We start from the raw sequence: 26,107 nt of genomic DNA, 5'->3' as shown, positions 1-26,107 counted from the left end.
CTCCATGACGGAGCGCGGCGGCGGCACGGCATACGACGGGCGGCGGCAGCGATGCACCGCCCGTCTTGCGTTTACGACTGCTCGTCGGGCCGCACGCCCAGCAGTTCGCGAATATGCGACAGCGAGCCGTCGTCCTTCACGACGCTCTCGAGCCACTTGTGCAGCGGCATGTCGGCCCATTCGGCCGCCTTGTCGGCGAGATACGCGACCGGGCTGTGCGGCTCGGTCTGACGGAAATAGCGCGCCACCGCACGCAACTGGTCGACGGCCTGCGCACGGTTCTGGATGCCGGCGATCGTCTGCGTCACCGGAGGACGCGAAGCGGTCTGCTGCTGCACGTGAGTCTCCTCGGTCTGGATCGGTTGGCCGAACACCGGCTCGATGCGCTCGGGCTGGGCCTGCTGCGCCGCCTGCGTGTGCGGCGCGCTGCCGGTATAGCCCTGTTCGCGCGCGAAGCGCTCGGCGAGCCGGTACACGGTCTCGAACGCGTCGCGCGCCTGCCGGAAGCTCGGCGCCGAATCGCCCGCGCGCTCGACGAGCCGCTCCTCGAACGCATCGAGCGCGAATTCGAACGCCTTCAGGTTCGCCAGCAGCGCCGTGTAGAACGCGATCGACGTCACGCGCCGCGACGCGTCGATCTGCTCGATCGACGGCTTGCCGCGCGCGATGTCGTCCGCATGCTCGGGGTCGCGCTTGATCGACTGCGCGACGTGCTGCGCGACTTCCCAGTCGAGCGTGCTGAACGCATTCGATGCACCGTCGGTCAGCGGCACCGCGCGCAGCAGCTCGGCCGTGCGACCGGACAGCCATGCGACGTTGCCGAGCCGGTGCTCGATGTCGTCGTCCTCGGGCAGCGGGTGGAAGGTGTCCCAGAACTCGCGGCACAGACCCTCGAGCAGCGCATAGCCTTCGGTGAGGCCGGTGATGCCGTCCTCGAGCGCGAGCGCCTCGGTCAGCCACACGGCAAGCCGCAGGTCCTTCGTGCGCGTGCGCAGCAGCTCGCCCGCATGGTCGACGACGAAGCCCCAGTCGGCCTCCTTGATCTCGGTCACCCATTCGCCCTGGTCGAGCGTCGGGTCGTCGTAGCGCCGCGCGTCCTGGATCGCGTCGAATTCGTTCGAGAACAGCAGGTCGTCGCCGCTGGGCGACGCCTCGCTGATCGGCGTCAGCAGCTCGGGGAGATTGATCGGCATGGTTCAGTGAATCCTTTGATGCATGAGATGTCGCGTGCGGGGACTCATTCGACGGTGTACGCGAATTCGCCGGCCTCGTCCGCGCGCACCGCGATGCGCGCGATGGCCGCGCCGTCGGCGATCCGGCCCAGCACGTGGCCCGCGATCTCCGGCAGCAGCGTGCCGTTCAGGATGTGGTCGACGTTGCGGGCGCCCGAGTCGACCTCGGTGCAGCGCGCGAGCACCGCGTCGACGAGCGACTCGTCCCACTCGAACGCGGCCTTGTGGTTCGCTTCGATCCGGCGGCGGATGCGTTCGAGCTTCAGCTCGATGATCTCGGCCAGCACGTCGTCGGAAATCGGGTAGTACGGCACGACCTTCATCCGGCCGAGGAACGCCGGCTTGAAGGTCTTGTACAACTGCGGACGCAGCGTCTCGGCGAGCGTGTCCGGGTCGGGCAGTTCCTCGGCCGGCTTGTTCAGGCACGCCTGCATCACCGCGGCCGAGCCGACGTTCGAGGTCAGGATGATCAGCGTGTTGCGAAAGTCGATCTCGCGCCCTTCCGCATCGTCCATCGTGCCCTTGTCGAACACCTGGAAGAACATTTCGAGCACGTCGGGGTGCGCCTTCTCGACTTCGTCGAGCAGCACGACGGAATACGGGTTGCGGCGCACGGCCTCGGTCAGCACGCCGCCTTCGCCGTAACCGACGTAGCCCGGCGGCGAGCCCTTCAGGCCCGACACGCTGTGCGCTTCCTGGTACTCGCTCATGTTGATCGTGACCATCTTGCGCTCGCCGCCGTACAGGATGTCGGCCAGCGCCAGCGCCGTCTCGGTCTTGCCGACCCCCGACGGCCCGACGAACATGAACACGCCGCGCGGCTTGTTCGGATCCTCGAGGTTCGCGGTCGCGGTGCGCACGCGCTGCGCGATCGCCTCCAGCGCATGGTCCTGGCCGATCACGCGCGCGGTCAGCAGCGGCTGCAGGTTCAGCACGGTGTCGATCTCGTCCTTCACCATCCGGCCGAGCGGAATGCCGGTCCACGCGGCGACGATCTCGGCGACCACGTGGCCGTCGACCTGCAGCGGCACCATCGGCTCGCCCCCTTGCAGCGCGTGCAGCGCCGCGACGCGCTCCGCGAGCTTGTCGCGGGTGGCCTGCACGTCGACCGGCTGGCCGTCTTCCGACGGGCCGCGTGCGCGGTCGAGCGCATCGCGCAGCTCGGTGATCTCGGCGACGATCACGCGCTCGGCTTCGTAGCGTTCCTCGTCCTTTGCCAGTTGTTCGAGCGCCGTGTCGCGCGCGCCGCGCAGCTCGCCGAGCCGCTCGTCGTGCGCCGCGCCGCCCGCCGCTTCGCGCTCCAGCGACGCGATTTCCGCATCGATCCGCTCGATGCGCTTCTTGGTGTCGTCGATCGCCGCCGGTGTCGCGCTGTGCGCGAGCGCGACCTTCGCGCACGCGGTGTCGAGCACGCTGATCGCCTTGTCCGGCAGCTGACGACCGCTGATGTAGCGATGCGACAGGCGCACGGCCTCGGTGATCGCATCGTCGAGGATCCGCACGTTGAAGTGCTTCTCCATCAGGCCCGACATCCCGCGCAGCATCGCGGCCGCGAGCGGCTCGCTCGGCTCCTCGACCTTCACGACCTGGAAGCGCCGCGCGAGCGCCGCATCCTTCTCGAAATACTTCTTGTATTCGCTCCACGTCGTCGCGGCGATCGTGCGCAGCTCGCCGCGCGCGAGCGCCGGCTTCAGCAGGTTCGCCGCGTCGTTCTGGCCGGCCTGGCCGCCCGCGCCGATGATCGTGTGCGCCTCGTCGATGAACAGGATGATCGGATGCGCGCTCTTCTTCACCTCGTCGATCACGCTCTTCAGCCGGTTCTCGAACTCGCCCTTCACGCTCGCGCCGGCCTGCAGCAGCCCCATGTCGAGCACGTGCAGCGCGACGCCGCGCAACGGCGGCGGCACGTCGTCGGCCGCGATCCGCAGCGCGAGCCCTTCGACGACCGCCGTTTTGCCGACGCCGGCCTCGCCGGTCATGATCGGGTTGTTCTGGCGACGGCGCATCAGGATGTCGATCGCCTGGCGGATCTCCGCTTCGCGGCCGATCACCGGATCGATCTTGCCGTCGCGGGCGCGCTGCGTGAGGTTGGTCGTGTACGTGTCGAGCGCGGGCGTCTTCGACGGGCCGGCCGCGGGTGCCATGCCGTCGGCGGCGGGCGCGACGTCGCTGCCCTCGTCGTCCGTCTGGCGCGGCTCGGCTTCGCTCGAACCGGCCATGATTTCGTCGAACTTGTGCTTCAGGTCCGTCACGTTCATTTCCGCGAAGCGCGACGACATCCGTTGCGCGAACTGCGCGAGATCCGGCGCGGTCAGCAGCGCGAGCAGCAGGTGACCCGACCGGATGCGGCCGAGCTGCGAATCGAGCGACGCGATCAGCCACGCCTGCTCGAACAGCGCGATCAGATGGACGGAGAACACCGGCGTGCGCGTGTTGCCGGTCTTCAGGCGCGTGAGCTCGCGTTCGAGATCGGCGTGCAGCGCATGCGGATCGACGCGGCTCGCGCGCAACGCGAGCGGCAGGTCGCCCGTCGCCTCGTCGAGCAACGCGAGGAACAGGTGTTCCAGATCGACCTCGTAGTGGCCGCGCGCCAGGCACGCGCTCGCCGCCCGCTCGGTCGCGTGGCGGCACAGCGGGTTCAGTTTCGTGATCAGGGTCTTCAGAGGCGTGCTCATGGCGTCGATCTCAGGTTCGATTGCGTGTTGTTGTTAGGGTCTCAGTGAATCACGTGCAGTTCGTAGCGGGCGTCCGAACGGTCCTCGGCCGCGTCGCGCGTGCACAGGAACGCATCCCAGCCGAGCCGCGAGCCCGCGCCGAGCACGCTCGCGCCGACCTCGGTGCGCTTCAGCACGAGCTTCACCTCGTATTCGAGCGTGACGCCGGCGAGCAGCGTCAGCATCCGCTCGAGCGCGACGGCCTGCGCGCCGCCGGGCAGGAACGCCTCGTAGTCGCGCTTGGACAGCGGGCCGACGACGATTCGCGCGCGCATGTCGCGCTGCCACACGCGCTCGCCGACGAGCGCCGTCGCGCCGAGCACCGCGTTGACTTCGCCGAGCACGCTCAGCTGATCGGGCGGCACGTCGTACCACTTGCCGACGAACTGGTCGATCTTCACCGGCACGCGGAAGTAATCGGACAGCGTGCGCTGCAGGTAGGCGGCCGACATCGGCCGGTGCCGCGCGGCGAGCGCGTAGCCGGCCACGGCCTCGTCGAGCACACCGCCCGCGCCGGCCGCGAGGCTGTCGCGCACCTCGTCGCTCGGCACGCCCGCGATCGCGAGCAACAGCGGCAGGTAGCGCTCGTCGCGGTCGAGCTCGTAGTGGAACGGCAGCCGGTATTTCTTCCACGCCGCGTAGAACAGCGCGGTCGCGCGGTTCGAGAACACGTCGAAGAACGCGCGCGCCGCATGGTCGCGCCGCAGATGCTCGCGCGCGACGATCTGCTCGGTGTAGTGCAGCGGCAGCGCGCCCTGCCCGCCGAGCAGCCCGAAGAACGCGGGCGTCAGCTCGACGCGGCCGAGTTCGCCGGCGGCCAGCGCGGCGCCGCGCTGCTCGCCCGAACTCAGCGACGCGCCGTCGTCGTCGAACGAGCGCGCGCCTTCGATCTCGCTCGGCGGAAAGCCGAGCGACAGCGTGTTGCGGAATGCGATGCGCTGCGCGACCACGTCGCCCTGCCGCCACGCGCCGGGCGCATCCGACGCCTGCCGCGCGAACAGCCCTTCGAGCACGCGCACCGCCTGGAAGAACTCGAAGCGGTGCGGCTCGTCGAGCAGCGCGTCGACTACGCCAGGATCGATTCGCCGGTTCGGGGCTTGCATCGAATGATCTCCTCGCCGGTGCGCTTCGACACGACGACCAATTGAACGAAACTGTTGAGGTGGACGTACAGCCCGAAGAAGCTGTCGAGCACGCGCACGAAGGACGCGAGGCTCGCGCCGACGAAGTGTTCCTCGTCGATCGTCAGCCGGATCTCGATGCCGCGCACGAAGGTCGCGAACGGCTTGCCGGGCAGCCACTGCACGGCGCCGCGCTGCTCGACGCCGACCAGGCCGTCGATCTGGCGCATCGACACCGCCGTGCGTCGCAGGTCGTACAGCGTCAGCATTTCCTTCAGCGGCGCGAGGCCGTGCGCGACGAGCGATACGTGGTTGAGCGCGAGATGCGACACGAGCCGCCAGTGCGCGGCGCGGCCGCGCTCGAAGCGCACGCTCTGCGTCGGGCGACGCAGCAGCGAAATGCCGCTCGTCTGCGCGCCGCCTTCCTGGAACAGGTCGCCGCCTTCGAGGCCGAACGCCAGCATCGCCGGCAGGTCGCGGTTCGTGCAGGTGAGGTCGAGGCTCAGCGTGTCGGTCTGCGGCGACGTCGGCTCGAAGTCGATGTCGACGATCGAGATCTCGGTTTCGTAGCCGGGGCTCTTCTGCGCGACCCAGTCGTTGCGCCGCGCGAACCAGTAGTGGCCGATCCGCGCCGCTTCGCCGTGATGCAGCGAATAGAACGGCCGGAACTCGATCACCGATTCCTCGTGCGCCTGCTGCCGGACGAGCTTCACCGAGTCGATCGAGTACACCTCGTACGCGAACGCGCGCCGCGCCTCGGCGATCACCGGATACGACACCGCGCGGTGCGTGATGCGGATCGGCTCGCCGTGCTGGCGGAACAGGTTCACGATCGGCGTGCAGAACAGCCGGAAATGGCTCGCCGTCAGCAATTCGAGCAGGCGCGCGATATGCGAATCGCTGCGCACGTCCTGCAGCACCAGATGCAGCGTCGCGCGCTGGCAGCGGCCCGACGCGCGCGCGATCGCCGCGAGGTCGAAGTCGACGAAATCGAACTTGTCGGGGAACGCGAAGTATTCGGTGAGCAGCCGGTATGCGGGATGCGATTTCGCCGGATAGTCGATCAGCGCGTCGTCCTCGGCGAAGCCGGCCTGCGCGATCGGCAGCTTGCGCAGCGCGGTCCAGCGGCCGTTGCGTTCGGGTTCGACGTACGCGCCGAGCACGTTGACGAACAGGCAGTCGGTGAGCGCGGCGACGAACGACTGCTCGCCGTGCAGGTGCGCGCGCAGCGTCGACAGCTTCAGCGCGCCGAGATCGAGCTGCGCGGCGAGCGATTCGAACGTGATCGAGATCACGCCCGTCGCGTTCGACGGCAGCACCGTCGCGCTCGGCGCGAGCGCGACCGGCGTATAGCGTGCTTCCGAGATGCGGATCGGCGCGAGCGTCACGTCGTAGGCGGTACGGAACCGGCATTGCACGCCGCGGATCGGACGGCTCTTCAGCTCGGTGCCGCGCTCGATCACGACCGGTTCGGTCTGCTGGCCGGGCGAAGCCGGCGTGAACTGCGCGATCGAACACGACGGGAACGGCCGCAGGTAGTGCGGATACAGCACTTCCAGCAGCGCTTCGGTGAATTCGGGGTAGTCGTCGTCGAGCTTCTTGTTGATGCGCGCGCCGAGCAGCGCGAACGACTCGATCATCCGCTCGACGTGCGGATCCTCGCAATGCTCGCCGGACAGCGCGAGGCGCGCGGCGATCTTCGGATAGCGTTCGGCGAAATCTCGCGAATAGCGCCGCAAAAACGATAATTCGCGTTCGTAATACGGCAGCAATTCTTCCATCGACGACCCCGAACCTCAATATTTCCTGCCGGACCTGATTCACCACCGGGCGGTCCGGCCCGCTCGGCGGCTTGATTTACTGCATGCGTGCCGCGCGTGCGCGCGTGACCGAATACTGCAGCGTCGACGGTTGCAGCATCGCGTCGAAACTCACCGGCTCCTCGGCCGGGTGCACGACGAGCAGCGCCTGGATCGCGAAGTACAGCGCGTTGGTGGCCTGCTCGTTCAGCTCGAACGTCACCTGCACCTGCTGCAGGCGCGGCTCGTGGCGCGCGATGGCCTGCTGGATCGACTTGCAGATGAATGCGCGGTCGTAGTGGCTCGCGAGGCTCAGCCCCGCGAAATCGTTCAGCCCGTAGGTCAGCACCGATTTCTGGCATTCCGGCAGCGCGGCCAGCTCGTTCTCGGTATGCGCGATACGGGTGTTGAGGATCGCCTCGACGTCGCGGGCGACCGTGTTCTTGAGCTCGTCCAGCGACAATTGCCGCATCGCGGCCGAGGCCGGCAGATGCGGTTCGTCGTCGAACAGCTTGTCGAGAAAACTGGGTTCGAATCGTTTCATCGGCCGGTGTTGACAGCGAAAACGGCAACGGGACGCCGAGCGCCCCGTTGCCGCAACCGACCTTAGACCGCGTAGGTCTTGTCGTTCTTCGTCAGGCTCCAGGCGCCTTGCGTGTTGCCGCCCTGGTTGCCGCCGATCTTCTGCTGGGTTTGCTTCCACTGCACGGCTGCGTACTTCAGCGAGAACGTCTCGAGGGGCAGACCTTCCTCGCGGACGCTCGGGGCGATGCTCGAGATGATCACGTACTTGAGCTTGACTTCCAGATACTGCACGCGCTTGCCTTCACCGTCCGCGCGCGAGAAATGGACCGTCACTTCGTCGAACGTGGTACCGCCCGAAGCGTGCTGGTACAGCAGCGGGCTCGACGAATCGATTTCCTTCGTGAAGATCATGTCGCCGTGCTCGCAACGCGTCATCGTGTGACCGCCAGCGGTCGATGCGGTTGCCGAACGCGGCTGAACGATCGAGTGATCCCACGATTTCAGTTCGATCCAGCCCTGATGGTCCTTGTCCGCGGATTCGCCCTTCACCGCGGGACTACCAAACTGCAAGTGCATATGTAACATGGCCCTTCGACTCCCCAAAGAGGTGGTTTTAACGTCCTACCCAGGCGGCCCGCCCGGGCGATTTACTCGCTTATGAATTTGCCGGTTTGGGCAGATCAGCGACAAGTCGCAGAGAAATCGAGAGTTCGTCGAGCTGAAAGTGCGGGCGCAGGAACGCGACCGAACGATACGAGCCCGGCTTGCCCGGAATCTCCGACACTTGTATGGATGCCTCGCGCAGCGGGAATTGCGCTTTCTGTTCCTGCGAGGCGTTGTCGTCGAGCAGGACGTACTGCGAAATCCACCGGTTGAGGAAAGTCTCCACGTTCTGCGCCGATGCGAAGCTGCCGATCTTGTCCCGCATCATCGCCTTCAGGTAGTGCGCGACGCGCGATACCGAGAAGATGTACTGAAGCTGGGCGGACAGGACGGCGTTCGCATTCGCGCTGTCGGTGCTGTACTTTTTCGGCTTCTGCACCGACTGCGCAGCGAAGAACGCGGCGTAATCTGAGTTCTTGCAATGGACGAGCGGGATGAAGCCGAGGTCGCTCAGCTCCTTCTCGCGGCGATCGGTGATCGCGATTTCGGTCGGGCACTTCAGCGCGACTTCACCGTCGTCGGTCTTGAACGTGTGGGTCGGCAGATCCTCGACGAGGCCGCCGCCCTCGACGCCGCGGATCGCCGCGCACCAGCCGAAGTCGTCGAACGCGGCCGTCAGGCGTGCCGCGAAGGCCCATGCCGCGTTGCACCACAGGTACTTGTCGTGGTCAGTGCCGTCGACGTCCTCGACGAAGTTGAAGTTCTCCGCGGTCTGGCCGTCCTTCGGATTGAACGGCAGGCGGCCGAGGAAGCGCGGCAGCGTCAGGCCGACGTAGCGGGAATCCTCGGCGTCGCGGAACGATTTCCACTTCGCGTATTCGACGGTGTCGAACACCTTGCCGAGGTCGCGCGGCTTGCCGAGGTCGGAGAACGACTCGAGGCCGAGCAGCTCCGGCGACGCCGACGCGATGAACGGCGCATGCGCGGCCGCCGCGACGTGCGACATCTGCTCGATGAAATACATGTCTTCCGGCTGGCGCGAGATCTCGTAATCGCCGATCAGCGCACCGAACGGCGAACCGCCGAACGTGCCGAATTCCTCTTCGTAGACCTTCTTGAACAGCGCGCTCTGGTCGAACTCGCTCGCGCCCTTGAAATCGCGCACGAGGTCGCGCTTCGGTGCGTGCAGCGCCTTGATCTTGATCGTCTGGCCCGTGTTGCTTTCCTTGACCAGATAGTCCAGCCCGCGCCACGTGCTTTCGAGGCGCTGGAATTCCGGCGCGTGCATCACCGCGGAAAGCTGCGTGGAAATCAGGCGGTCGAGTTCCGCGACGCGCGCATCGATCGTGGCCGACAGGTTGTCCGACACGATCACCGTGCCGTCGAGCACCTGGTGCACGAGTTCGCCGATCAGGTCCTTCGCGCGCGCATGCTCGGAATCGGATTTCGCGACCTTGCTCTTCTCGACGATGTCGTCGAGCAACGAAGTCCCGGCGGCGTATTCCGCGCCGCTCGCTTGGGCCGCAGCCGTTTGCTGGTTCATCTCAACACTCCGTCGTCATTCGCCGTCTTTGTCGCCGCCGGTGCCCTTCGCGAGCTCCTGCAGCTGCTGCGTGTTCTTCAGCACCTCGGACAGCAGATCCTCGAGCTTGTCGTTGCCGGCGAGCTTGTTGCGCAGGTCGGCGAGCTTCGAGCGCGCCTCGAGCAGGCGGCGCAGCGGCTCGACCTGTTCGACGACTTCGTCCGGGCTGAAATCCGACAGCGAGCGGAACTTCAGGTCGACCGCGAACTTGCCGCCTTCCGGGCTCAGGCGGTTTTCCACCTGGAACGCGGCGCGCGGCTCGATCGCCTTCATCACGTCGTCGAAATTGTCGCGGTCGATATTGACGAACTTGCGGTCGCGCAGCTTCGGCTGCTCGATTTCGGACTGGCCCGCCAGATCGCCGACGACCCCGACGACGAACGGCAGTTCCTTCACCTCGATCGCATCGCCCTTCTCGACCTCGTAGGTCAGCTGGACGCGCGGCGGCCGTATTTTCTGCAAGCTTTTCTGAATGCTTTCTTTCTTGGCCATCTCGACGGCTCCCAGGTTAGTTGTGGTTATCGCGTCAGTTGCGGTTTCAGTTGCGCAGTGCGCCGAACGGATCCGCGCTGCCCTTTTGCGCCGCGGGCGGCGTCGGGGCGGCGCTCGCGGCCGCTTCGGCCGCCGGTGCGGCCGCGGCCTTCGCACGATGGACGACGCGGCGCGGCGGGCGCGGTTTCGCGATCTTGGTTTCTGGCGGAAACAGCGCCGATTCGCCGAGCGTGTCGCGCAACTGCTTCGCGAGCGCCTGCGCGTCGGACTTCGCATCGCCCGCGAGCGATGCATCCTGGCGCAGCTCGCCGAGCGACTGCGTCGCGATCCGCAGGCCGGCGACGGCCAGCACGCTCTTCGCCTGACGATCGGTCGCGTCGCGCTGCAGCGCTTCCTGGGCGGCGACGATCGCCTGCCCGTAATGGTTTTGTGCGAACTGGATTTGCGCGATGCGCGACCACGGTTCCTCGCGCGTCGGGTCCGACTTCGCGAGCTGCTGGTACAGGCCGAGCGCCTTGTCCTGGTCCCCCGCCTTCGCGACGGCGTCTGCATCGGCCAGCGACTTGTTGAACACTTCCGCAGTCGGCGGCGCGGGAGGCTGGCTCGCACAACCGGCGATCACGCCGCAAGCCACCACTACCCCAGACAGTTTTGCGAAGAGACGGTCTTTCATCGTTATATCCACCGGCGCGTGAGTTTTAAATCGTTGAGAATCTGGTTCTTTTGCTTTGCAAGAAGCGCGCGGGTATAGTACCGATCAATTTTTCATAATTCAATCGTCGTGTGAAGAGTAATTCCTTTTAAAACCGGGCGCTACCCCCTCGAATGGCCGCTCGCTGCGGGCTCGCAGCGGTTTTTCTTTCGACCGGAATGCGCAAGTTTTACTGGTTGCACGACGCGCCGCCCGGATGGCGGAAAAAATTTCCGGATGCTCGCCTGACGCGGGCGTGCTTAATAGTTGAACGGTGCAATGTCGGGGGATACGCAGCGAACGCGGCAATATCCCGGCAGTTTTGACAGGGATAAAGGCGGCACGCCGGAAAAAACGATGAGATCGTCCATGATTCGCTACGCGCTGCCGCTGCTTGCGTGCGCCCTTCTGGCCGGATGCGCGGCCGCTCCGCTGCTCGGCTCGGCCGCGAGCGCCGTGATGTCCGCGGCCGGCATCGGCAAGCCCGAGGTGCCCGACGCGCAGAAGCCGCCGCGCAACATCGGCCTCACGCTGGCCGCCGCACCGAACCTGAATGCCGCGACCGACAACAAGCCGCTCGCGCTCGTCGTGCGCCTCTATGCGCTGAAAGACCCGACCTCGTTCCAGCAAGCGCCGTTCGACGCATTTACCGACCCGGCCAAGGAAAAAACCGCACTCGGCGCCGATCTGCTGAACGTGCGTGAAATCACGCTGATTCCGGGCCAGCGCTATACGGCAACCGAGAAGGTATCGCGCGAAGCGCAGGCATTCGGCATTGTCGCGCTGTTCCGCGATCCCGCACTGCAACGCTGGAAACTGACGTTCGATCCGGTGAAGTCGGAGAAATCCGGCATAATCATCGGCCTGCATAATTGCGCGATGACGGTCACCGACGGCACGGTCATCGCACCGCAACAGGGTGCGCCTTCGCAACCGCTGAATATGCTGTCTTCGGTCTCCTGCGGTTAAACATGACGCACGAATGTCAATTAACAAGAGTTAACACACTTGGCGATTTAATTCGGGCACGACCAAATCGATTACATCGCAAACGCCACATTAACCGGATTTGACATGAGTTATTCGGCCAAGGTGCTGTGGGGGGAAGGGCTGTTCCTCCGGCCTCAACACTTTCAGCGGCAGGACGCGTACCACGAGGCGCGCCTGTTCGAGTCCATCCAGGCGATCCAGCCATACAACTGGGGCGTGCGCTCGGTGCGCATCGACCGCGACGCGCTCGGCAGCAATGTGCTGCGGGTGGCCGAACTCGCGCTCGTGTTCCCGGACGGCGCGCTGTATGCCGCGCCGCAGGCCGACGACCTGCCGCCGCCGATCGCACTGGATACGTTGCCCGACGGCATCAACGAATTCGTGTTCTATCTCGCGCTGCACCCGCTGCGCGAGAACGGCACCAACTACAGCGACGATCCGGCCGCCGGCTTCATGACGCGGTTCGTCAGCGAGCAGACGAGCGTCGCCGACAACTTCACCGACGCCGCCGAAGCCGACATCACGTTCCTGAAGACGCAGGTCAAGCTGATCGCGCACAGCGAGCCGCGCGACCAGTTGCTGTCGGTGCCGCTCGTACGCGTGCGCCGCACCGCGACGTCCGGCTTCGAGATCGACGACAGCTTCGTGCCGCCGTGCCTCGCGATCGAAGCGTCGCCGATCCTGCACCAGCGGCTGCGCCAGCTGGTCGACGCGCTGCAGGCGAAGGTGAACGCGCTGTACGGTTTTCACCGCGAGCCGTCGAAGAACATCATCGAGTTCCGCTCGGGGGACATCGCGTCGTTCTGGCTGCTGCACACGGCGAACGCCGCATTCGCGACGCTCGCGCACCTGCACCAGCATGCGGCGCTGCATCCGGAGCGGCTGTTCCAGGAGCTGCTGCGCCTCGCCGGCCAGTTGATGACGTTCTCGAAGGGCTATACGCTCGCCGACCTGCCCGTGTACCGCCACGACGATCCGGGCCCGAGCTTCGCGCGTCTCGACCTGATGCTGCGCGAACTGCTCGACACCGTGATCTCGACGCGCTATTTCGCGATCACGCTCGACGAGGTGCGCCCGTCGTTCCACCTCGGCCGCCTCGATTCCGGCAAGATCGACGACAAGACCGAGTTCTACCTCGCGGTGTCCGCGGACATGCCGAGCGTCGAGCTCGTCGATGCGGTGCCGGCCCGCTTCAAGGTCGGCGCGCCGGACGACGTCGACAAGCTCGTGCTGTCGGCAATGCCCGGCGTGCGGCTGTCGTACACGCCGCAGGTGCCGCCCGCGATTCCGGTGCGCCCCGGCGCGTGCTACTTCGCGCTCGATTCGCGCAGCCCGCTGTACGAGCGCATGCTGCAGGCCCAGTCCGCGATGATCTACGCGCCGACTGGTATCAATGACCTGAAATTCGAACTGATCGCGGTCACATCATGAGCTACGCGCCTTCCTTGTTCGGCGACAACGCGCCGGCACCGCTGCACACCCCGGCGTCGACGGACTCCGCGTTCCAGGCCCGTTCGCTGCTCGATTTGCTGTACGACGGGTTCTTCATGCTGTTCCTGCTCAAGAACGGACGGGAGCCGGACAGCGCCAGCGAGTTCAGCACGCGGATCCAGGAATTCCTGTCGGATTTCGAGCGCGGCGCGAAGAAGCTGAATATCGCCGCCGAGGACGTGTACGGCGCGAAGTTCGCGTTCTGCGCGGCCATCGACGAGATGGTGCTGTCGTCGCAGTTCAAGATCCGCGCGGACTGGGAACGCCGGCCGCTGCAGCTCGTGTTGTTCGGCGAGCAGCTCGCCGGCGAGAAGTTCTTCCAGTATCTCGAGGAAGGTCGTGCGCAGGGTGCGGCACGGCTGCAGTCGCTCGAGGTGTTCCATATGTGCCTGCTGCTCGGGTTCCAGGGCAAGTACCTGCTCGAAGGGCCGGAAAAGCTCGCTTACCTGACCGCGCGGCTGGGCGACGAGATCGCGCACATGAAGGGCAAGCGCGCGCCGTTCGCGCCGCACTGGCCGCTGCCGGACCAGATCGCGCACCGGTTGAAGCGCGAGGTGCCGGTGTGGGCGATCGGGACCGTGTTCGCGCTGGTGGCGCTGCTCGGGTACCTCGGGCTCAACACGTACCTGAAGGACAAGACGCTGCAAGCGCTCTCGCCGTATTCGCAGGTGATCAAGGTCGGGCCGGAGTCGGCCAACCTGACGATCTCGTTGCCGTAACCGGCACACGATTTTCGATCGCCGCTTCATGAGAAAAGGACCGCCTGGCGGTCCTTTTTTGTTTTGCCCGCTTTATCTGGACAACTGAAAAAGATCGATCGCGTGCCGATGCGTCACGCCATCCAGATGTCTTCGTAGCCGGCGGCGTCGATGATGAAACGCGCGCCGGGCGGCAGCCGCAGATAAGGCAGAACCGACGGCAAATAGGTCGACAGGTGCGCCGCATGCAGCGGCTGATAGAAATCGTCGGCGTCCGAGTATTCGCCGCAGTGGAAGAACCAGCTGACGTTGTCGCCTTCGGATAGCGCGATACGCGTGCCGTAGATCGGCATGCGCCCGAGCGTCGACATCGCGACGGCAACCATCTCTTCGGGTTCGACGGCCTGCAGGCCGTGGCGTGCGCAAAGCGCTTCCTGTTGCGTGCGCAATGCTGCCGGATCGTCGGCCATGTTCATTTCCTTTCTGCCGTGCAGCGAGTCAGCCAGGTTGCCAGCATAACCGTGGATCGGCGCCGTGCCGGCGGCGCAGCATCAGAACAGGATAAACGCGTCGTTCTCGACGTAGAAGACAAACGCGTCCAGCAATTGTGCGACGCTCGGCTCGTCGACCTGATCGTGTGCGTTGATCACGATGTCCTCGATCGTCGCGCTGTCGAGCGTGGCTTTCCAGCCGGGTTGGGCCGCGATGGCGGGCGCAACGTCGGCTTCCGCGTCATCGGCGTCTTCGAGGAACGCCCCCTCGGTGTCGAGCGTCCACGGCATCGGCGGCAGGTAAAGCCACCCGGAGAAATCGCCGGGACGTTCGAGAATATGGTGGAGCGACGCTGCGGTCGGGGAGTCGGTCGACATAAGTATTGCGGTGGGATCCGGATTGATGATTGCGTTGCATCGGCCGCGAGCCACCCGCGGCAGGCCGTGATTATGCCAATTCCTCGCCCGCCCGCCTCCCGGCGCGCGTCAGATGACGCATCGCGTCACTCGTTCGCGGTGAAATCGATTGCAATCAGGGCCAATTCGACTTCCGGCGCGGCGCGGTTGCGAGTAGTGTCTACGTGCCCGCATTCCGGCCGGCCCCGGGTCCGACCGATACCCGGCGCTCACCCCACGATACTGAACCCTGGAGATCTGCGATGAAACGTTCGAAGTTCCTGCTGTCGGGCCTCCTGCTCGCGTCGGCCCTCGGCTTCACGGCCGTCGCCGCCCATGCGGAAGACCTGCTCGATTCCGTGAAGAAAGCCGGCGTGCTGCGCGTCGGCCTCGAAGGCACGTATCCGCCGTTCAACTCCCGCGGCACGTCCGGCCAGCTCGAGGGCTTCGACGTCGACGTCGCGAACGCCGTTGCCGGCAAGCTCGGCGTGAAGACGCAGTTCATCCCGACCGAATGGAGCGGCATCATCGCCGGGCTGCAGGCCGGCAAGTTCGACGTGATCGTCAACCAGGTCACGATCACGCCGCAGCGCAAGGAAGCGCTCGACTTCAGCGAGCCGTACACGTACTCGGCCGCGCAACTGATTCAGCGCAAGGACGACACGCGCAACTTCAAGTCGCTCGACGATTTCAAGGGCAAGAAGCTCGGCGTGACGCTCGGCACCAACTACGACCAGATGGCGCGCACCGTGCCCGGCATCGAGGTGCAGACGTATCCGGGCGCACCGGAGAAGTTGCGCGACCTCGCCGCGGGCCGGATCGAGGCGACGCTCGACGACCGCCTGATGCTGCCGTACATGATCAAGACGTCGAACCTGCCGCTGCGCGCGGGGGCGGTGCTGAACGGCGGCAAGCAGGAAATGGCGATCCCGTTCCGCAAGGGTAATCCGAAGTTCGAGAAGGCGATCAACGACGCACTCGAGTCGCTGCGCAAGGACGGCACGCTGAAGAAGATCTCGACGCACTGGTTCGGCAGCGACGTGACGGTGCCGGTCGCGCAGTAAGCGGTTCGGCGCGTGTTTGATGCGTCACGTCTTCCGTGTCGATGAAGGCGTGACGCGTTTCCTCAAGCCGCTTCGTCGAAGCGCGCGAGCAGCATCTGGCCGATCGGCGTCAGCGCCGGGCGCACGGCCACCGCATTCAGGCGCACTTGCGTCGCGTCCACCAGCCGCTTCTCGACCAGCACGGCGAAGGCGGGATTCGATTGATCGACGCTGTCCGGCGCACGTGCAATGCGCAGCAGCATCGAGAATTCATGCGGGCTCAGCATGGTCCCTGTCTCCTGATCGTCCGCGATCCGGTTCGAACCGACGTCGATCGTGTTTTCGAATGAAATGGGGCGATATATACCGCCGCGGCGCCGGGAGCGAGATCCCGGTTGTGTCTGCGCGCGAGGCGGGCACGTCGTCGCCGGCAGGGTGCGCGCGGCCCCGATCCGGCGATGTCGCCAAGATGGGAACGTGCAACGTTAGGGGTGCACCGTGACGCGGGCGTGACAGTGAAACGGGGGCGAAACGACGCGCATTACCGGTCACATCCGCATGGCGGGCAACAACCTTGCCCGCTCTATCACCTTGTCATCTCAACGCGACTTTCCGGCGTGTTTGGACTATGAGCGTCCCGACGTCGGCAACGATGAAATCAGCACGGCGCCGCAGGAGGTCTTGTGACCGTCGAAAGCCGCATGCGCGCCCTCGATGTCGAATTGCCCGTCGCCCTCGACGACAACGCACGGCCCATGTAACGGACACGTGCAGCGATCGCCGACGCGTGCAGGCGCACGCCCCATGACATCGCTGTTCGATGCGCCCGTCTCGACGTAGCCGCCGTGACTATGGACGTCGCCCATTCGGATGATTCCTCGCATCGCCGGCTCCCCGCTCAATAGGAATAGCCCTGCATGCCGTAGTCCGTATCGTGCCGACGGCCCCACCACGGCAAATACGCATTGTTCTCGCCCCGCGCACGGAACCAGTCCTTGTCCGGATCGATCGGCGTGACTTTGGACGGCGGCACCACCACCACCGCCGTCGGGTGCTGCCCGTCCGTCGTCCCCGCGACCAGCACCTTCTCCCCAAGGTGATTCGCCCGACCGATCGCCAGCACCACGTCCGTCAACGCCGTACCGGCCCCCATCGGACCCAGCAGCGCCGGCGTATTGAACGTCTGCTTGCTGAAGTTGTAGTCAGGCAGCACTTCCGTCAGCGTCTGCGACAACGCGCCGATCCGCTCCGACGCCGCTTCGCCGCCGCGACCCGCGTCATGCACCACGAAGTTCAGCGACGGCACCGTTACGCCCGCATTGCGCGCTGCACTATCGATCGTGGCCTTCCACGCCTGTACCGCACGCGTCGTACCGGCCTTCGCCTCGTAGTCCTTGACGTTGCCCGTCGCCGCGCGTCCGATCCATGCCAGCGGTTCGCGCTCCGTCTTGAAGTTCGGTCCGACGAGAAACAGCACCACCATGTTCTCGTTGATCTGCGCGTCCTTCGGTGGAAAACTCGGCGCGTCCCAGTTCATGACCCACGCGCTCTTGTCCGGGTTCGCCTGCAGGTAATCCAGCGCGCGGTTCAGCGACGTGAAGCCCGCGTTTGCGCCGCCCTGGTTGACGTGGACGTCGGGAGGGGTGTTTTTGCTCCAGAGATCCAGGAAATATTTGTTCCCGATGTTGAACTCGCGAGTAATGCTCTCTCGAAGATAAGCCTGTGCCTCGCCGGCGTCCAGTCTCTCCGGCACGGCAAACTCCACACGGATGCCAGCCAGTTCGCGCCAGTCACCCTTGTTCTTCGATTTGACCGTGTAGAAATACTTGGCGTTCATCACATAGCGATCGCCAAAAATCCCCAGCAGCTTACTGACGTATTTGTGATAGAAGCCTTTGAACGTTTCAGTACCTTGGTTACCGTACGCCACCCCTGCGACGGACTGAATTTTCGTGAACGATTGCGGATCCGTACGGACCATGTCATCGTTTTTATTGGGTTTAGTGAGCCCCATGGTCCACAAAACCTGCCATTCAGTTGGATAGTCACGCCGATGTAGTGGATTCAGCCACTCTAATCCGACGACCTGCGCCACGAACGGTGCAGCACTTTCACCGGCATTTGGAATGGCGACATCTTTCTGCGTAGCCGCTTGCGCTGGCGTCGCTGTCACGACGGTCGATACCACAAATGTCAGAATCGCCACCAAGGATGGCACCATCAACAATCGCTTCATCCAATCTCCCGTACTCAATTCGCCCCGAAGCTTAGGCCCGGCGAAAACACTCAAGCTGTACATGATACCCATTGCGACAATCAAGACCACGATGGCAACAACCAATCTACGGGGCTGGGTCGAAATAATCTTACTCATACCGCCCCTCCGATTTTCAGATAGAGCTCGTTTTCACGCTCATCGACGATTTTTTCGGGCCGCTTGGCCTCTTCTGCAATCTTGACCCACTCATGCACCGGTGCGCCGTCCTTCCCCATTACTCCGCTTTCGAAATATTGTGCATAACCCTTGCTCGGATGAATATCCGGCAACGCACTTCCAAACCGCCAATCCGCCTCGATTCGCAACTCGGCAAAATCCTGCGGCGACAGATAGCACAATCCGACTGCAACGTCATACGCCAATGCCTTCTGCGCATGTTCCGGGTTCGTCATCGTGGTCGAGTGATTGGTCGGGTTGTTCAGCTTACCGGCATCGAGGATCTCCACCACCTGCTCGTTGTGCCATTGCTGGTAGCCTTCCGGCACATCGCTCTTCCCATCCTCCCCCATCACGTTACCTTCGTCGTCCACCCACGCCTTGCGGCCGTCACGACGCGCGCGCATCCGCAGAATCGCACGGTCCTCGTAACGTTGCGACGCTTCGCTACCGACATCGCCATTGGGTAGATCGTCAGGCGATTGCGACTGATAGGTGTCGTACGGATCGTCGGATTGCTTGTCCGTCTTCGCGGCGTTCCGGGCCGATGCCGGTGTATCGTAACCGTCGTTGAAATCGCTCTCCGCTTCGCCATCCCGTATCTTGATCGGATTGAGATGTTCCGGATCATTGCTTCGGTACGTCTTCGGCGTGAATGGTTCGTCGAGCGCCGGCGCGTCTGCGTTCACCGTCCAGAACTCTGGAGGGTCGGCATTGACCGGAAACAACTTGAAACCCGACGTGACCATCGTCACCAGGTAGAGAACCGGTGCGGAGGCTGTCGTAAATAGCTTGGCGATTGGATTCTCGTTTCCGCTCCATGCGCGGACCAGTCCAAATTTTGCCGGCGGGGAAGGTGGAAACCAGAAGCCGGGTGTCGTGCCCTTCTTGCCGTACCGCCAGTCATTGGTCCAATACGAGTAGTCGCCAACCTTGCCCACTTCCCAGTGCGTCGCAAACACCCGCTGCGTCAGCACGCCGTCGGCACCGATATCGATGAGCTCTTTCGATGGCCCGTCCTCTTTCGTTGCGTCCTTGATGCGCCCCAGCCCGCGCCACCCGATACCCTGAACCGTCACGGCGGAAATCACTTGGTCATGGGGGCAGCAATACAGCGTCACCCGGCCATAGGTGTGGCCGTTCAGACCGTGCGTATTTCGATCGGCGTCGGCCGAATACGGCTTGCCCTGCTCGGCCGTCCGGCAATTGCCCATTTCCCTGTCGACCTTGTCCGCGGGCGGCTCGAATGCCGAGCGGGCGCGAATGATGTCGAGAAATGCGCGCAGTGTCTTTGTGCGGGCCTCATAGGTCTCGCGGCCGCGCCCGTTTTTGTGGTCCTTGATATCCCGCTGGGACCAGGTATCCATTCCGGTGTTGGTGTTGGCGACGCTATAGGGAGGATTCGCCAGCACATAAGCGTCGGCGACGCAGCGCCCCTTGTTGCCCCACGGGTCGGTCACTTCCGTCAACTGATCGCCGAAGAATGCCGCCGTCAGACCGACCATGTTCCCCTGACTGTGGCACACGATCGTAATCGGCACGTTCGCCTGCTTCCTGCGAATCGACTCCACCAATTTGGCCAGCCGCAACGCGGCGAGCACCCCGTAGGTACGAGGCGGCGTTCGATACAGCGGGCGCGTGGTCGGATTCATTGCCTGGACCGAGATCCATCCGAAGATCCGGTCGTCCAGCCCCTCATGCCACAGATCCGGCAAACTCGAGCAGCCGTTCGCGAACGGGCCGCCGCCCCAGTAGTTCTTCTCGTTCAGAAAAATCTTGTCCCCGTACTCCTTCAGCTCTTCCTTGTTGGCCTTGTACCCCCAACGGAAGTGAATGACGGGGGAAAACGAAGGATCAGGCTTGATGTAATTTCCCGCCCATAACTTGGGATTCAGGAACCCGTCCGGCGTCAAACTCTCCGTATATGCGACGGGGCTCATCTGACCGCCTATCACGCCCTTATGGTCCAACTGATCATCGAGCCGGGCGAGTCGCCGGTTCAGGCCCTTGCACAACCCTTTCTCGGCCCCCTCGTACCATTCACCCTCCGAATTAACACCGTGCACGAAAATGATCACGCCGGGCAGCGGCGGCTGCTTCACGCAAATCAGTTCGTTTTGCATATCGAATAGCATTGGCCCCTGACTTTCACCGACCATGATGCCCTGCGGCTCACGCGCATTTGCAGCGGCATTGCCATCCGCGGCCACTGTTGCATCGGGCGACGCCGGGCCCTGCGGATTCAAAAAAGAATCTGTCATGCGTTGTTCCCCGGAATACTCAGATATTTTTCTTGAAGAACCGCACCGTCAGTTGCTCGAACTGGTTGCCGTTGATCGGCGGCAGCTTGCCTGATGCGTCGGTTTTCTGATCCAGCAGGTCGCCAGACATCTTCCTGATCTCGGCGTCGAATCCCGGTACAGGCTGCCCGTCCGTTGCCCGAACCAGCTTCGGCACACGCCCGAGCGGAGAGTGACTGAACGTCGGTAATTCGCCGCTCATGCTGGCGGGCCCCTGCCACGAGTGACCGGCCGACTTCACCGTAAACGTGCCCGGGCAACCGAGTTCGATATTCGCGCCGTCCAGCTTCAGGTAAGCTCCGCCGGACGTCATCAGCACCACCTGGTCTTTGCCCAGCACTGATGCCTTGCCACCCGCCGCCGTCACCTGGAAATTCTTCGCGGAATCGATCTGCGTATCGTCGTTCTGGCTCTGCATCAGCAACTTGCCCTGATTAGCGATCGTCGTGATGCCCGCACTCTGCGCGAACAGCCACAGCCCGTTGCCGGCCTGCATGTTCAGCTTCTGGCCGCTCGTGAATTGCAGATGGTTGGCAGCGATCTGATCGATGTTCTCGCCCGCATAGGTCACGTGCGTTTTCGGCGTGATGTTCAGCAATCCTGCCTGCGCGCCAAATGCCATCAACGCCTGCGAAGCGTCGTTGCCGCCGGCTCCCGGCTCCCACGCCTTGAACGCGGCCGACAGCGTCGACTGCCCGGCCGCATCAGTCGTTTGCCCGCCGTGCTGCCCCGCATAGTCACCCAGTGATTTGAACAAGTCGGTGCACTGCTGAAGCAACTGGATCAACTCATCGCGATCGAGCTGGCCGCCGCTCGCCTGGGTGCGTGCGTAGGTCGTCAACAACATCCCCCGCGCGGCACGCAATGCTGCGGCGGCATCGGTCCGGAGTTCCGCGCCCTGACCGCGGTCGGCACCGTGACCGTTGTCGCGCGGCTGTGTCAGGTACCCGAGATTCAGTTGGGAATGCGCATGTTCGGACGCCAGTTGCGCACTGATCTGCTTCGGCGTGTCGTCGAGTCGAAGCTGGTTGTACCGTTGCCCGCTGATTTCCTTGGTCTTGATTCCGGTCAAGTAGCGGTTGCCGGGCAAGCCGCCGGCATGGCTGAACGCCGCCGGCATGTTGGCGCCGTTCGGCAAGACCCCGAGGATGATCAGGCGATCCGGATCGCCGCTCAGACAACCCAGCAGCACTTCCGTATTGACGCGCGGCAGGATGGTCTGGCCGAAGTTCGGCCCCGCGAGGCTCGATGCAACACGAATCGGCGCGCTGTCTCCGAGATTCCCGTTCGTTCCCGCCCCTTGGGCGTGGGTGTGGTCCGCTGCGTCCTGGCCCAAAATCATCACATAGACGCAACCGGTCTCGTCGCAAGTCACCTCGTCCGACCCGCTGCCGACCACGCGCCCCGTGATCAACGGCGTGAGCGGCAGATCGATCTTCGCGTCATAGATCGGTGTCAGCGGCGTACCTCGCGGCACACAGGTGAACTGGTTCTCGTAACGCGTATCCTGATCGCCTGGTTGCTGGCTGCCCTGCGCGGGCGGCTGCTCAAGTGAGTAGCTCGTCGAGAACAATGTTTGCGCCCGCTCGCTCAGTTCCTTCGGCAAGTTGTTCCATACGTTGTGATGCAGCGACGTGATCACGAACTGCCGCTGCTCGGCGGGCCGCGCATTCCAGCCCGAATCCCCGGTGATCGTTACCCACGTGCCGATCTGGAGATCGCGGATGCCGCTCTTGCCGTCGTAGCGGACCGCGTGCGCTTCGTGCGCCAGAATCCGGTCTTCGGCGATTCGGTCGAGATCCGCCCACGAGTCCGCCACATGCGGGCTCTCGATCACGATATCGGTCAGTAGCTGCGCCAGATCGTTGCCGGCCTCGCCCTGGTCGAGGCCGGCCGGCCGGCTCGATTGGTCCACGTTCGCCTTGCGGTAATCCCAGGTCGGCCGGCTTGCTTCGCCCGAGACCAATTCCTGACGCATGCTCAGCACCGTGATCGTGTCGCGCTCTTCGGTACCGGCATCGCGCGGGTGCAGCCGCACCGTCCCAGACGGCCCTTCGGGCAGTTTGTGCGGGTCGTCGCAAAACACCATCGTGTGCACCGGCGGCTCACCGTCTTTCGGCTGGCCGCTCGCGCGACCGGGGCGAACAAACATCGTGATGCCATCGCGACGCAAGAGTCGCGACACGAAGCGCGCGTCCGACTCGTTGACCTGACGCATATACGAGCGTTTCGGATACCGGGAGGAATTCAGTCCCGACAGATCGAACTCGAAGGCACGGGCAAGCGTCTGGCTACGTTGCCGCCATTCGTTGAGCACGACGTTGAGCACGTCGATCACATTGACATTGCGGAAAATACGGGAATTGGTGCGTTTGTGAAGCAGGTTCACCGCGTCGGTCACGGTGAACTGATAAATCGTGAGCTCACCGTCGGATCGTCCGACCTGAACCGCGCTGATGATCGCGTTGATTGCATGTTTGCCGCCACGGTCGGTAACCATCCCGACTGATACGGGCGTTCCGATAAAAAGCTTGGGCGAGAGATTGCCGTTTTGCGAAACGCAAGTCAGACGGCCATCGATGCCGGTCATCATGCTTTCGCGAATACTCACATGCTGCAGGGCAAGCTGCGCGCCCAGATCTTTTTGTGCCGTTCCCCAACTCAGTGTCACGGGGCGCCGATTCGTATCAATCCCCGATACGAAATTGCGAAACGCTTCTCGGATATTCAAGACGGTCTCTCAGTTTGATTCGTTATGACGCACCGACTACGGGTGCGCTTCGCGCTCTTTTGCGCGATTTTATCAAATTGCCATAAAGGCAAGTTTGCTGCCCTGCGAAATTGATAATATTCCACAGAGCACTGGCTCTAACGTACAAAACAGATCACGCTACGTCCTAAATCGATTCCGCCACCAGAGGCGGTCTATCAGCGACAACGACGAATTGCGTTTCGGCCCATTTCCAGACCTTCTCCCCAAGCAAAGAGAATTTGTATAAGACAAAGAGCTACGCGAACATCGCGCAGCCCTTTGTTTCGAAGTGTGACTTTCGGGTGCTGTTGACGCTCGTGAAGTCAGTAACGACTCGCGTCACACAGCCGCTGCTCCGATTCACATCGTGGGGCTTTGCGAGGATCGCGCGCGCTTTCGCCAGTCGGTCGAAACGAACACGGCGTGTTGCGTTGATGGTATCGACAAGGAATCGAGCAAATGGGCCCGACAGATCGACGTCGAAACGACGGATGAACACGTCGTGGCACCGAACGAACGCCCCCAACCCGAAAAAATCGCCGCAGAAAAGACGAAGGGCCGGGAGACAAAATCTCCCGGCCCTTCGTTCAATATGGTGCCGGCTGCAGGACTCGAACCCGCCACCTGATGATTACAAATCAACTGCTCTACCAGATGAGCTAAGCCGGCGTAGCGCGAGATTCTACCTCATTTCACGATCTTGAGGCGAGGTCTGCTGCCGCCTTTCGAGCCGTCGCCGTCGGTTTTCGGCGGTTCGTCGGCCCCTTCGGACGGCTCCTCGTTCGCACCGCTATCGGCGACCGGCGCCAACGGCGAGACGGACTCGTCGCGCTGCGCGTCATCGGCTTGCTCATCGTCGAACGCGCCCGAATCCTCACCTTCGCCCGCGACCGCATCGACCTGGAACGCCATGCCCTGCCCGTTCTCGCGCGCATAGATCGCGAGCACGTTGGCCACCGGAATCTCGATCTTGTGCGCCTTCCCGGAGAACCGGGCCGTGAACTCGATCCACTCGTTGCCCATCTGCAACTGGCTCGTCGCCTCGAAGCTGATGTTGAGCACGATCTCGCCGTCACGCACGAACTGACGCGGCACGCGCGTCGAGTTGTCGACCCTCACCGCGATATGCGGCGTGTAACCGTTATCGGTGCACCACTCGTACAACGCGCGCAGCAGATAAGGCTTCGTTGAAATCTCTTGCATCACAATCCTCGAACCCGGAGCGGGCGCGCGGCACGCCGCGCCACCCGCTCCGTCATGCCTTCATTGCAACATTAACGACGCATGACCTTTTCGGACGGCGTCAGTGCTTCGATGTAGGCCGGACGGCTGAAGATCCGTTCGGCGTACTTCATCAGCGGCGCGGCGTTCTTCGACAGCTCGATGCCGTAGTGATCCAGGCGCCACAGCAGCGGTGCGATCGCGACGTCGAGCATCGAGAACTCTTCGCCGAGCATGTACTTGTTCTTCACGAAGATCGGCGCGAGTTGCGTCAGGCGATCGCGGATCGCGAGGCGGGCCTTCTCGTGATTCTTCTCCGCCGCCTTGCCCTTCTCGTTCTCGAGCGTGCTGACGTGGACGAACAGTTCCTTCTCGAAGTTGAGCAGGAACAGGCGCGCACGGGCGCGCTGCACCGGGTCGGCCGGCATCAGTTGCGGATGCGGGAAGCGCTCGTCGATGTACTCGTTGATGATGTTCGATTCGTACAGGATCAGGTCGCGCTCGACCAGGATCGGCACCTGACCGTACGGGTTCATCACCGAAATGTCTTCCGGCTTGTTGAACAGGTCGACGTCGCGGATTTCGAAGTCCATGCCCTTCTCGAACAGCACCAGCCGGCAACGCTGGGAGAACGGGCAAGTTGTGCCGGAATACAGAACCATCATATTTGCGTTTCCTCAAAAAAGCTGAGGGCCGGCACGCGGCGCAACCCCTTTCACGGGTTCCGCCTTGCGCCGGCCCCACGCCGGTCAGGCGTGTTTACTTGATATCTTTCCAGTACGCGGCATTCAGCCGCCAGGCCAGGAAAGTCAGGACACCGAGAAAGATCAGCACCCACACGCCGAGGCGCTTGCGGGTCTGCTGGGCCGGCTCGGACATCCATGTCATATAGGCCACCAGGTCGGCGACCGCAGCATCGTAGTCGGGCGACGAGAGCGTGCCCGGCGTGACCTGCTGGAAGCCGACGAGCACGTGGGCCTTCTCGCCCGTCTCCTCGTCCGTCTTGTCTTCGAATTTGGCAACGCGCTGCCCCTGCAGCTGCCACAACACATGGGGCATGCCGACGTTCTCGAACACCGCGTTGTTCCAGCCGGTCGGCCGCGTATCGTCGCGGTAGAAGCTCCGCAGATACGTGTACAGCCAGTCGCGGCCGCGCGCGCGCTCCTCGACCGACAGGTCGGGCGGCGTGGTGCCGAGCCAGTTCTTCGCGTCGTCGGGCCGCATCGCAACGGACATCGTGTTCCCGACCTTGTCGGTCGTGAACAGGAGATTCGTTTCGATCTCCTTCTGGGATATGCCCAGATCCGTCAGACGGTTGTAGCGCATCAGGTTCGCGCTGTGGCAGTTCAGGCAATAGTTTACAAACAATTGCGCGCCGTGCTGAAGCGAAACGAGATTTTCCGTGTTATCGGGCGCCCGGTCGAGCGGAAAATTACCTTCCGCCCGCACGGCCGGCGCCGCCAGCAGCGCACAGGCGGTCGCCCCGATCAGCGCGAGTGTCGAAAGCAGTTTCTTCATGTCGTTCTCTCCTC

The 26,107-nt window shown here is 63.8% G+C and carries 24 protein-coding genes and 1 tRNA gene; 5 read left to right on the top strand and 20 right to left on the bottom strand.

What is annotated here, in order from left to right; genetic code table 11:
* Positions 1-71: 71 nt before the first annotated feature.
* The 9 genes from tssA to H0X95_RS18620 all read right to left on the bottom strand — a co-directional run bounded on the left by tssA (position 72) and on the right by H0X95_RS18620 (position 10,741).
* Entirely contained in the window at positions 72-1,193 is a 1,122-nt protein-coding gene (gene tssA, locus H0X95_RS18660) for a type VI secretion system protein TssA (RefSeq protein WP_006494418.1), read from the bottom strand.
* A 44-nt stretch (positions 1,194-1,237) separates the two neighbouring features.
* A complete protein-coding gene (tssH, locus tag H0X95_RS18655) occupies positions 1,238-3,907 on the bottom strand; it encodes a type VI secretion system ATPase TssH (protein WP_006494419.1) in 2,670 nt (889 codons plus the stop codon).
* A gap of 41 nt (positions 3,908-3,948) precedes the next feature.
* Complete coding sequence (gene tssG / locus H0X95_RS18650; protein ID WP_058901209.1) at positions 3,949-5,049, bottom strand: type VI secretion system baseplate subunit TssG; 1,101 nt, start codon at positions 5,047-5,049, stop codon at positions 3,949-3,951.
* Entirely contained in the window at positions 5,013-6,848 is a 1,836-nt protein-coding gene (gene tssF, locus H0X95_RS18645; protein WP_048986026.1) for a type VI secretion system baseplate subunit TssF, read from the bottom strand. Before tssF ends, tssG begins: the two co-directional genes overlap by 37 nt.
* A gap of 76 nt (positions 6,849-6,924) precedes the next feature.
* Positions 6,925-7,410, bottom strand: a complete 486-nt coding sequence (gene tssE / locus H0X95_RS18640) for a type VI secretion system baseplate subunit TssE (protein ID WP_006477092.1) — start codon at positions 7,408-7,410, stop codon at positions 6,925-6,927.
* 62 nt (positions 7,411-7,472) lie between these two features.
* Positions 7,473-7,976, bottom strand: coding sequence for an Hcp family type VI secretion system effector (locus H0X95_RS18635; protein WP_006477093.1), 504 nt, complete (start codon positions 7,974-7,976; stop codon positions 7,473-7,475).
* A gap of 70 nt (positions 7,977-8,046) precedes the next feature.
* The gene (gene tssC, locus H0X95_RS18630; protein ID WP_006484397.1) at positions 8,047-9,537 is read right to left on the bottom strand and encodes a type VI secretion system contractile sheath large subunit; all 1,491 of its coding nucleotides are present in this window, start codon (positions 9,535-9,537) and stop codon (positions 8,047-8,049) included.
* A gap of 15 nt (positions 9,538-9,552) precedes the next feature.
* Positions 9,553-10,068, bottom strand: coding sequence for a type VI secretion system contractile sheath small subunit (gene tssB / locus H0X95_RS18625; protein ID WP_006484395.1), 516 nt, complete (start codon positions 10,066-10,068; stop codon positions 9,553-9,555).
* Between the two features lie 46 nt (positions 10,069-10,114).
* Positions 10,115-10,741 carry a tetratricopeptide repeat protein gene (locus tag H0X95_RS18620; protein WP_043204524.1) on the bottom strand — a complete coding sequence of 209 codons (627 nt, stop codon included), beginning with the start codon at positions 10,739-10,741 and terminating at the stop codon, positions 10,115-10,117.
* A gap of 387 nt (positions 10,742-11,128) precedes the next feature.
* Between H0X95_RS18620 and tssJ the strand changes: the two genes are divergently transcribed.
* The 3 genes from tssJ to icmH all read left to right on the top strand — a co-directional run bounded on the left by tssJ (position 11,129) and on the right by icmH (position 13,959).
* Positions 11,129-11,728, top strand: a complete 600-nt coding sequence (gene tssJ / locus H0X95_RS18615; RefSeq protein WP_006485335.1) for a type VI secretion system lipoprotein TssJ — start codon at positions 11,129-11,131, stop codon at positions 11,726-11,728.
* Between the two features lie 105 nt (positions 11,729-11,833).
* Positions 11,834-13,180, top strand: coding sequence for a type VI secretion system baseplate subunit TssK (gene tssK, locus H0X95_RS18610; protein WP_006477098.1), 1,347 nt, complete (start codon positions 11,834-11,836; stop codon positions 13,178-13,180).
* Positions 13,177-13,959 (top strand): type IVB secretion system protein IcmH/DotU, encoded by a 783-nt coding sequence (icmH, locus tag H0X95_RS18605; RefSeq protein ID WP_006494424.1) that lies wholly within the window; start codon positions 13,177-13,179, stop codon positions 13,957-13,959. The genes tssK and icmH overlap by 4 nt, the downstream gene beginning before the upstream one ends.
* 113 nt (positions 13,960-14,072) lie before the next feature.
* Here icmH and H0X95_RS18600 read toward each other — a convergent pair whose 3' ends face one another.
* On the bottom strand, positions 14,073-14,408 hold the full coding sequence (locus H0X95_RS18600; protein WP_006485334.1) for an immunity protein Imm33 domain-containing protein: 336 nt from the start codon (positions 14,406-14,408) through the stop codon (positions 14,073-14,075).
* Between the two features lie 81 nt (positions 14,409-14,489).
* The gene (locus H0X95_RS18595; RefSeq protein WP_006485338.1) at positions 14,490-14,807 is read right to left on the bottom strand and encodes a DUF7716 domain-containing protein; all 318 of its coding nucleotides are present in this window, start codon (positions 14,805-14,807) and stop codon (positions 14,490-14,492) included.
* A 281-nt stretch (positions 14,808-15,088) separates the two neighbouring features.
* Between H0X95_RS18595 and H0X95_RS18590 the strand changes: the two genes are divergently transcribed.
* A complete protein-coding gene (locus H0X95_RS18590; protein WP_006485337.1) occupies positions 15,089-15,889 on the top strand; it encodes a transporter substrate-binding domain-containing protein in 801 nt (266 codons plus the stop codon).
* A gap of 62 nt (positions 15,890-15,951) precedes the next feature.
* Here the strand turns inward: H0X95_RS18590 and H0X95_RS18585 are convergent, their stop codons facing one another.
* The 5 genes from H0X95_RS18585 to H0X95_RS18565 form a co-directional block, all read right to left on the bottom strand.
* On the bottom strand, positions 15,952-16,155 hold the full coding sequence (locus H0X95_RS18585) for a hypothetical protein (protein WP_059723931.1): 204 nt from the start codon (positions 16,153-16,155) through the stop codon (positions 15,952-15,954).
* 339 nt (positions 16,156-16,494) lie between these two features.
* Complete coding sequence (locus tag H0X95_RS18580; protein WP_059723932.1) at positions 16,495-16,752, bottom strand: PAAR domain-containing protein; 258 nt, start codon at positions 16,750-16,752, stop codon at positions 16,495-16,497.
* A gap of 14 nt (positions 16,753-16,766) precedes the next feature.
* Positions 16,767-18,242, bottom strand: a complete 1,476-nt coding sequence (locus H0X95_RS18575) for a virulence factor (RefSeq protein ID WP_171984063.1) — start codon at positions 18,240-18,242, stop codon at positions 16,767-16,769.
* Positions 18,239-20,461 carry a T6SS effector phospholipase Tle3 domain-containing protein gene (locus H0X95_RS18570; protein ID WP_059723969.1) on the bottom strand — a complete coding sequence of 741 codons (2,223 nt, stop codon included), beginning with the start codon at positions 20,459-20,461 and terminating at the stop codon, positions 18,239-18,241. The genes H0X95_RS18575 and H0X95_RS18570 overlap by 4 nt, the downstream gene beginning before the upstream one ends.
* 121 nt (positions 20,462-20,582) lie before the next feature.
* A complete protein-coding gene (locus tag H0X95_RS18565; RefSeq protein ID WP_059723934.1) occupies positions 20,583-23,333 on the bottom strand; it encodes a type VI secretion system Vgr family protein in 2,751 nt (916 codons plus the stop codon).
* Between the two features lie 388 nt (positions 23,334-23,721).
* On the opposite strand from H0X95_RS18565, the gene H0X95_RS18560 reads away from it, so the two are divergent.
* Entirely contained in the window at positions 23,722-23,982 is a 261-nt protein-coding gene (locus H0X95_RS18560) for a hypothetical protein (RefSeq protein ID WP_124550972.1), read from the top strand.
* Here the strand turns inward: H0X95_RS18560 and H0X95_RS18555 are convergent.
* From H0X95_RS18555 to H0X95_RS18540, 4 genes are all read right to left on the bottom strand, one after another.
* Positions 23,948-24,023: transfer RNA gene (locus H0X95_RS18555), tRNA-Thr, on the bottom strand. The genes H0X95_RS18560 and H0X95_RS18555 overlap by 35 nt on opposite strands.
* A gap of 18 nt (positions 24,024-24,041) precedes the next feature.
* Complete coding sequence (locus tag H0X95_RS18550) at positions 24,042-24,557, bottom strand: ClpXP protease specificity-enhancing factor (protein WP_059723936.1); 516 nt, start codon at positions 24,555-24,557, stop codon at positions 24,042-24,044.
* A 71-nt stretch (positions 24,558-24,628) separates the two neighbouring features.
* Positions 24,629-25,240: a glutathione S-transferase N-terminal domain-containing protein gene (locus tag H0X95_RS18545; RefSeq protein WP_006400565.1), complete on the bottom strand. Its 612-nt coding sequence runs from the start codon at positions 25,238-25,240 to the stop codon at positions 24,629-24,631.
* A gap of 94 nt (positions 25,241-25,334) precedes the next feature.
* On the bottom strand, positions 25,335-26,093 hold the full coding sequence (locus H0X95_RS18540; RefSeq protein WP_006477108.1) for a cytochrome c1: 759 nt from the start codon (positions 26,091-26,093) through the stop codon (positions 25,335-25,337).
* Positions 26,094-26,107 lie beyond the last annotated feature (14 nt).

This window comes from Burkholderia sp. 9779_493, from assembly GCF_015712215.1.
Lineage (GTDB): Bacteria > Pseudomonadota > Gammaproteobacteria > Burkholderiales > Burkholderiaceae > Burkholderia > Burkholderia cenocepacia.
Note: the sequence above shows the minus strand (reverse complement) of the source record. Positions and strands in the feature narration are given on the sequence as shown.

Coding starts and splice junctions, on each gene's coding strand:
- tssA (WP_006494418.1), bottom strand. CDS start 1,193: ATGCCGATCAATCTCCCCGAGCTGCTGACGCCGATCAGCGAGGCGTCG.
- tssH (WP_006494419.1), bottom strand. CDS start 3,907: ATGAGCACGCCTCTGAAGACCCTGATCACGAAACTGAACCCGCTGTGC.
- tssG (WP_058901209.1), bottom strand. CDS start 5,049: ATGCAAGCCCCGAACCGGCGAATCGATCCTGGCGTAGTCGACGCGCTG.
- tssF (WP_048986026.1), bottom strand. CDS start 6,848: ATGGAAGAATTGCTGCCGTATTACGAACGCGAATTATCGTTTTTGCGG.
- tssE (WP_006477092.1), bottom strand. CDS start 7,410: ATGAAACGATTCGAACCCAGTTTTCTCGACAAGCTGTTCGACGACGAA.
- H0X95_RS18635 (WP_006477093.1), bottom strand. CDS start 7,976: ATGTTACATATGCACTTGCAGTTTGGTAGTCCCGCGGTGAAGGGCGAA.
- tssC (WP_006484397.1), bottom strand. CDS start 9,537: ATGAACCAGCAAACGGCTGCGGCCCAAGCGAGCGGCGCGGAATACGCC.
- tssB (WP_006484395.1), bottom strand. CDS start 10,068: ATGGCCAAGAAAGAAAGCATTCAGAAAAGCTTGCAGAAAATACGGCCG.
- H0X95_RS18620 (WP_043204524.1), bottom strand. CDS start 10,741: ATGAAAGACCGTCTCTTCGCAAAACTGTCTGGGGTAGTGGTGGCTTGC.
- tssJ (WP_006485335.1), top strand. CDS start 11,129: ATGATTCGCTACGCGCTGCCGCTGCTTGCGTGCGCCCTTCTGGCCGGA.
- tssK (WP_006477098.1), top strand. CDS start 11,834: ATGAGTTATTCGGCCAAGGTGCTGTGGGGGGAAGGGCTGTTCCTCCGG.
- icmH (WP_006494424.1), top strand. CDS start 13,177: ATGAGCTACGCGCCTTCCTTGTTCGGCGACAACGCGCCGGCACCGCTG.
- H0X95_RS18600 (WP_006485334.1), bottom strand. CDS start 14,408: ATGGCCGACGATCCGGCAGCATTGCGCACGCAACAGGAAGCGCTTTGC.
- H0X95_RS18595 (WP_006485338.1), bottom strand. CDS start 14,807: ATGTCGACCGACTCCCCGACCGCAGCGTCGCTCCACCATATTCTCGAA.
- H0X95_RS18590 (WP_006485337.1), top strand. CDS start 15,089: ATGAAACGTTCGAAGTTCCTGCTGTCGGGCCTCCTGCTCGCGTCGGCC.
- H0X95_RS18585 (WP_059723931.1), bottom strand. CDS start 16,155: ATGCTGAGCCCGCATGAATTCTCGATGCTGCTGCGCATTGCACGTGCG.
- H0X95_RS18580 (WP_059723932.1), bottom strand. CDS start 16,752: ATGCGAGGAATCATCCGAATGGGCGACGTCCATAGTCACGGCGGCTAC.
- H0X95_RS18575 (WP_171984063.1), bottom strand. CDS start 18,242: ATGAGTAAGATTATTTCGACCCAGCCCCGTAGATTGGTTGTTGCCATC.
- H0X95_RS18570 (WP_059723969.1), bottom strand. CDS start 20,461: ATGGTCGGTGAAAGTCAGGGGCCAATGCTATTCGATATGCAAAACGAA.
- H0X95_RS18550 (WP_059723936.1), bottom strand. CDS start 24,557: ATGCAAGAGATTTCAACGAAGCCTTATCTGCTGCGCGCGTTGTACGAG.
- H0X95_RS18545 (WP_006400565.1), bottom strand. CDS start 25,240: ATGATGGTTCTGTATTCCGGCACAACTTGCCCGTTCTCCCAGCGTTGC.
- H0X95_RS18540 (WP_006477108.1), bottom strand. CDS start 26,093: ATGAAGAAACTGCTTTCGACACTCGCGCTGATCGGGGCGACCGCCTGT.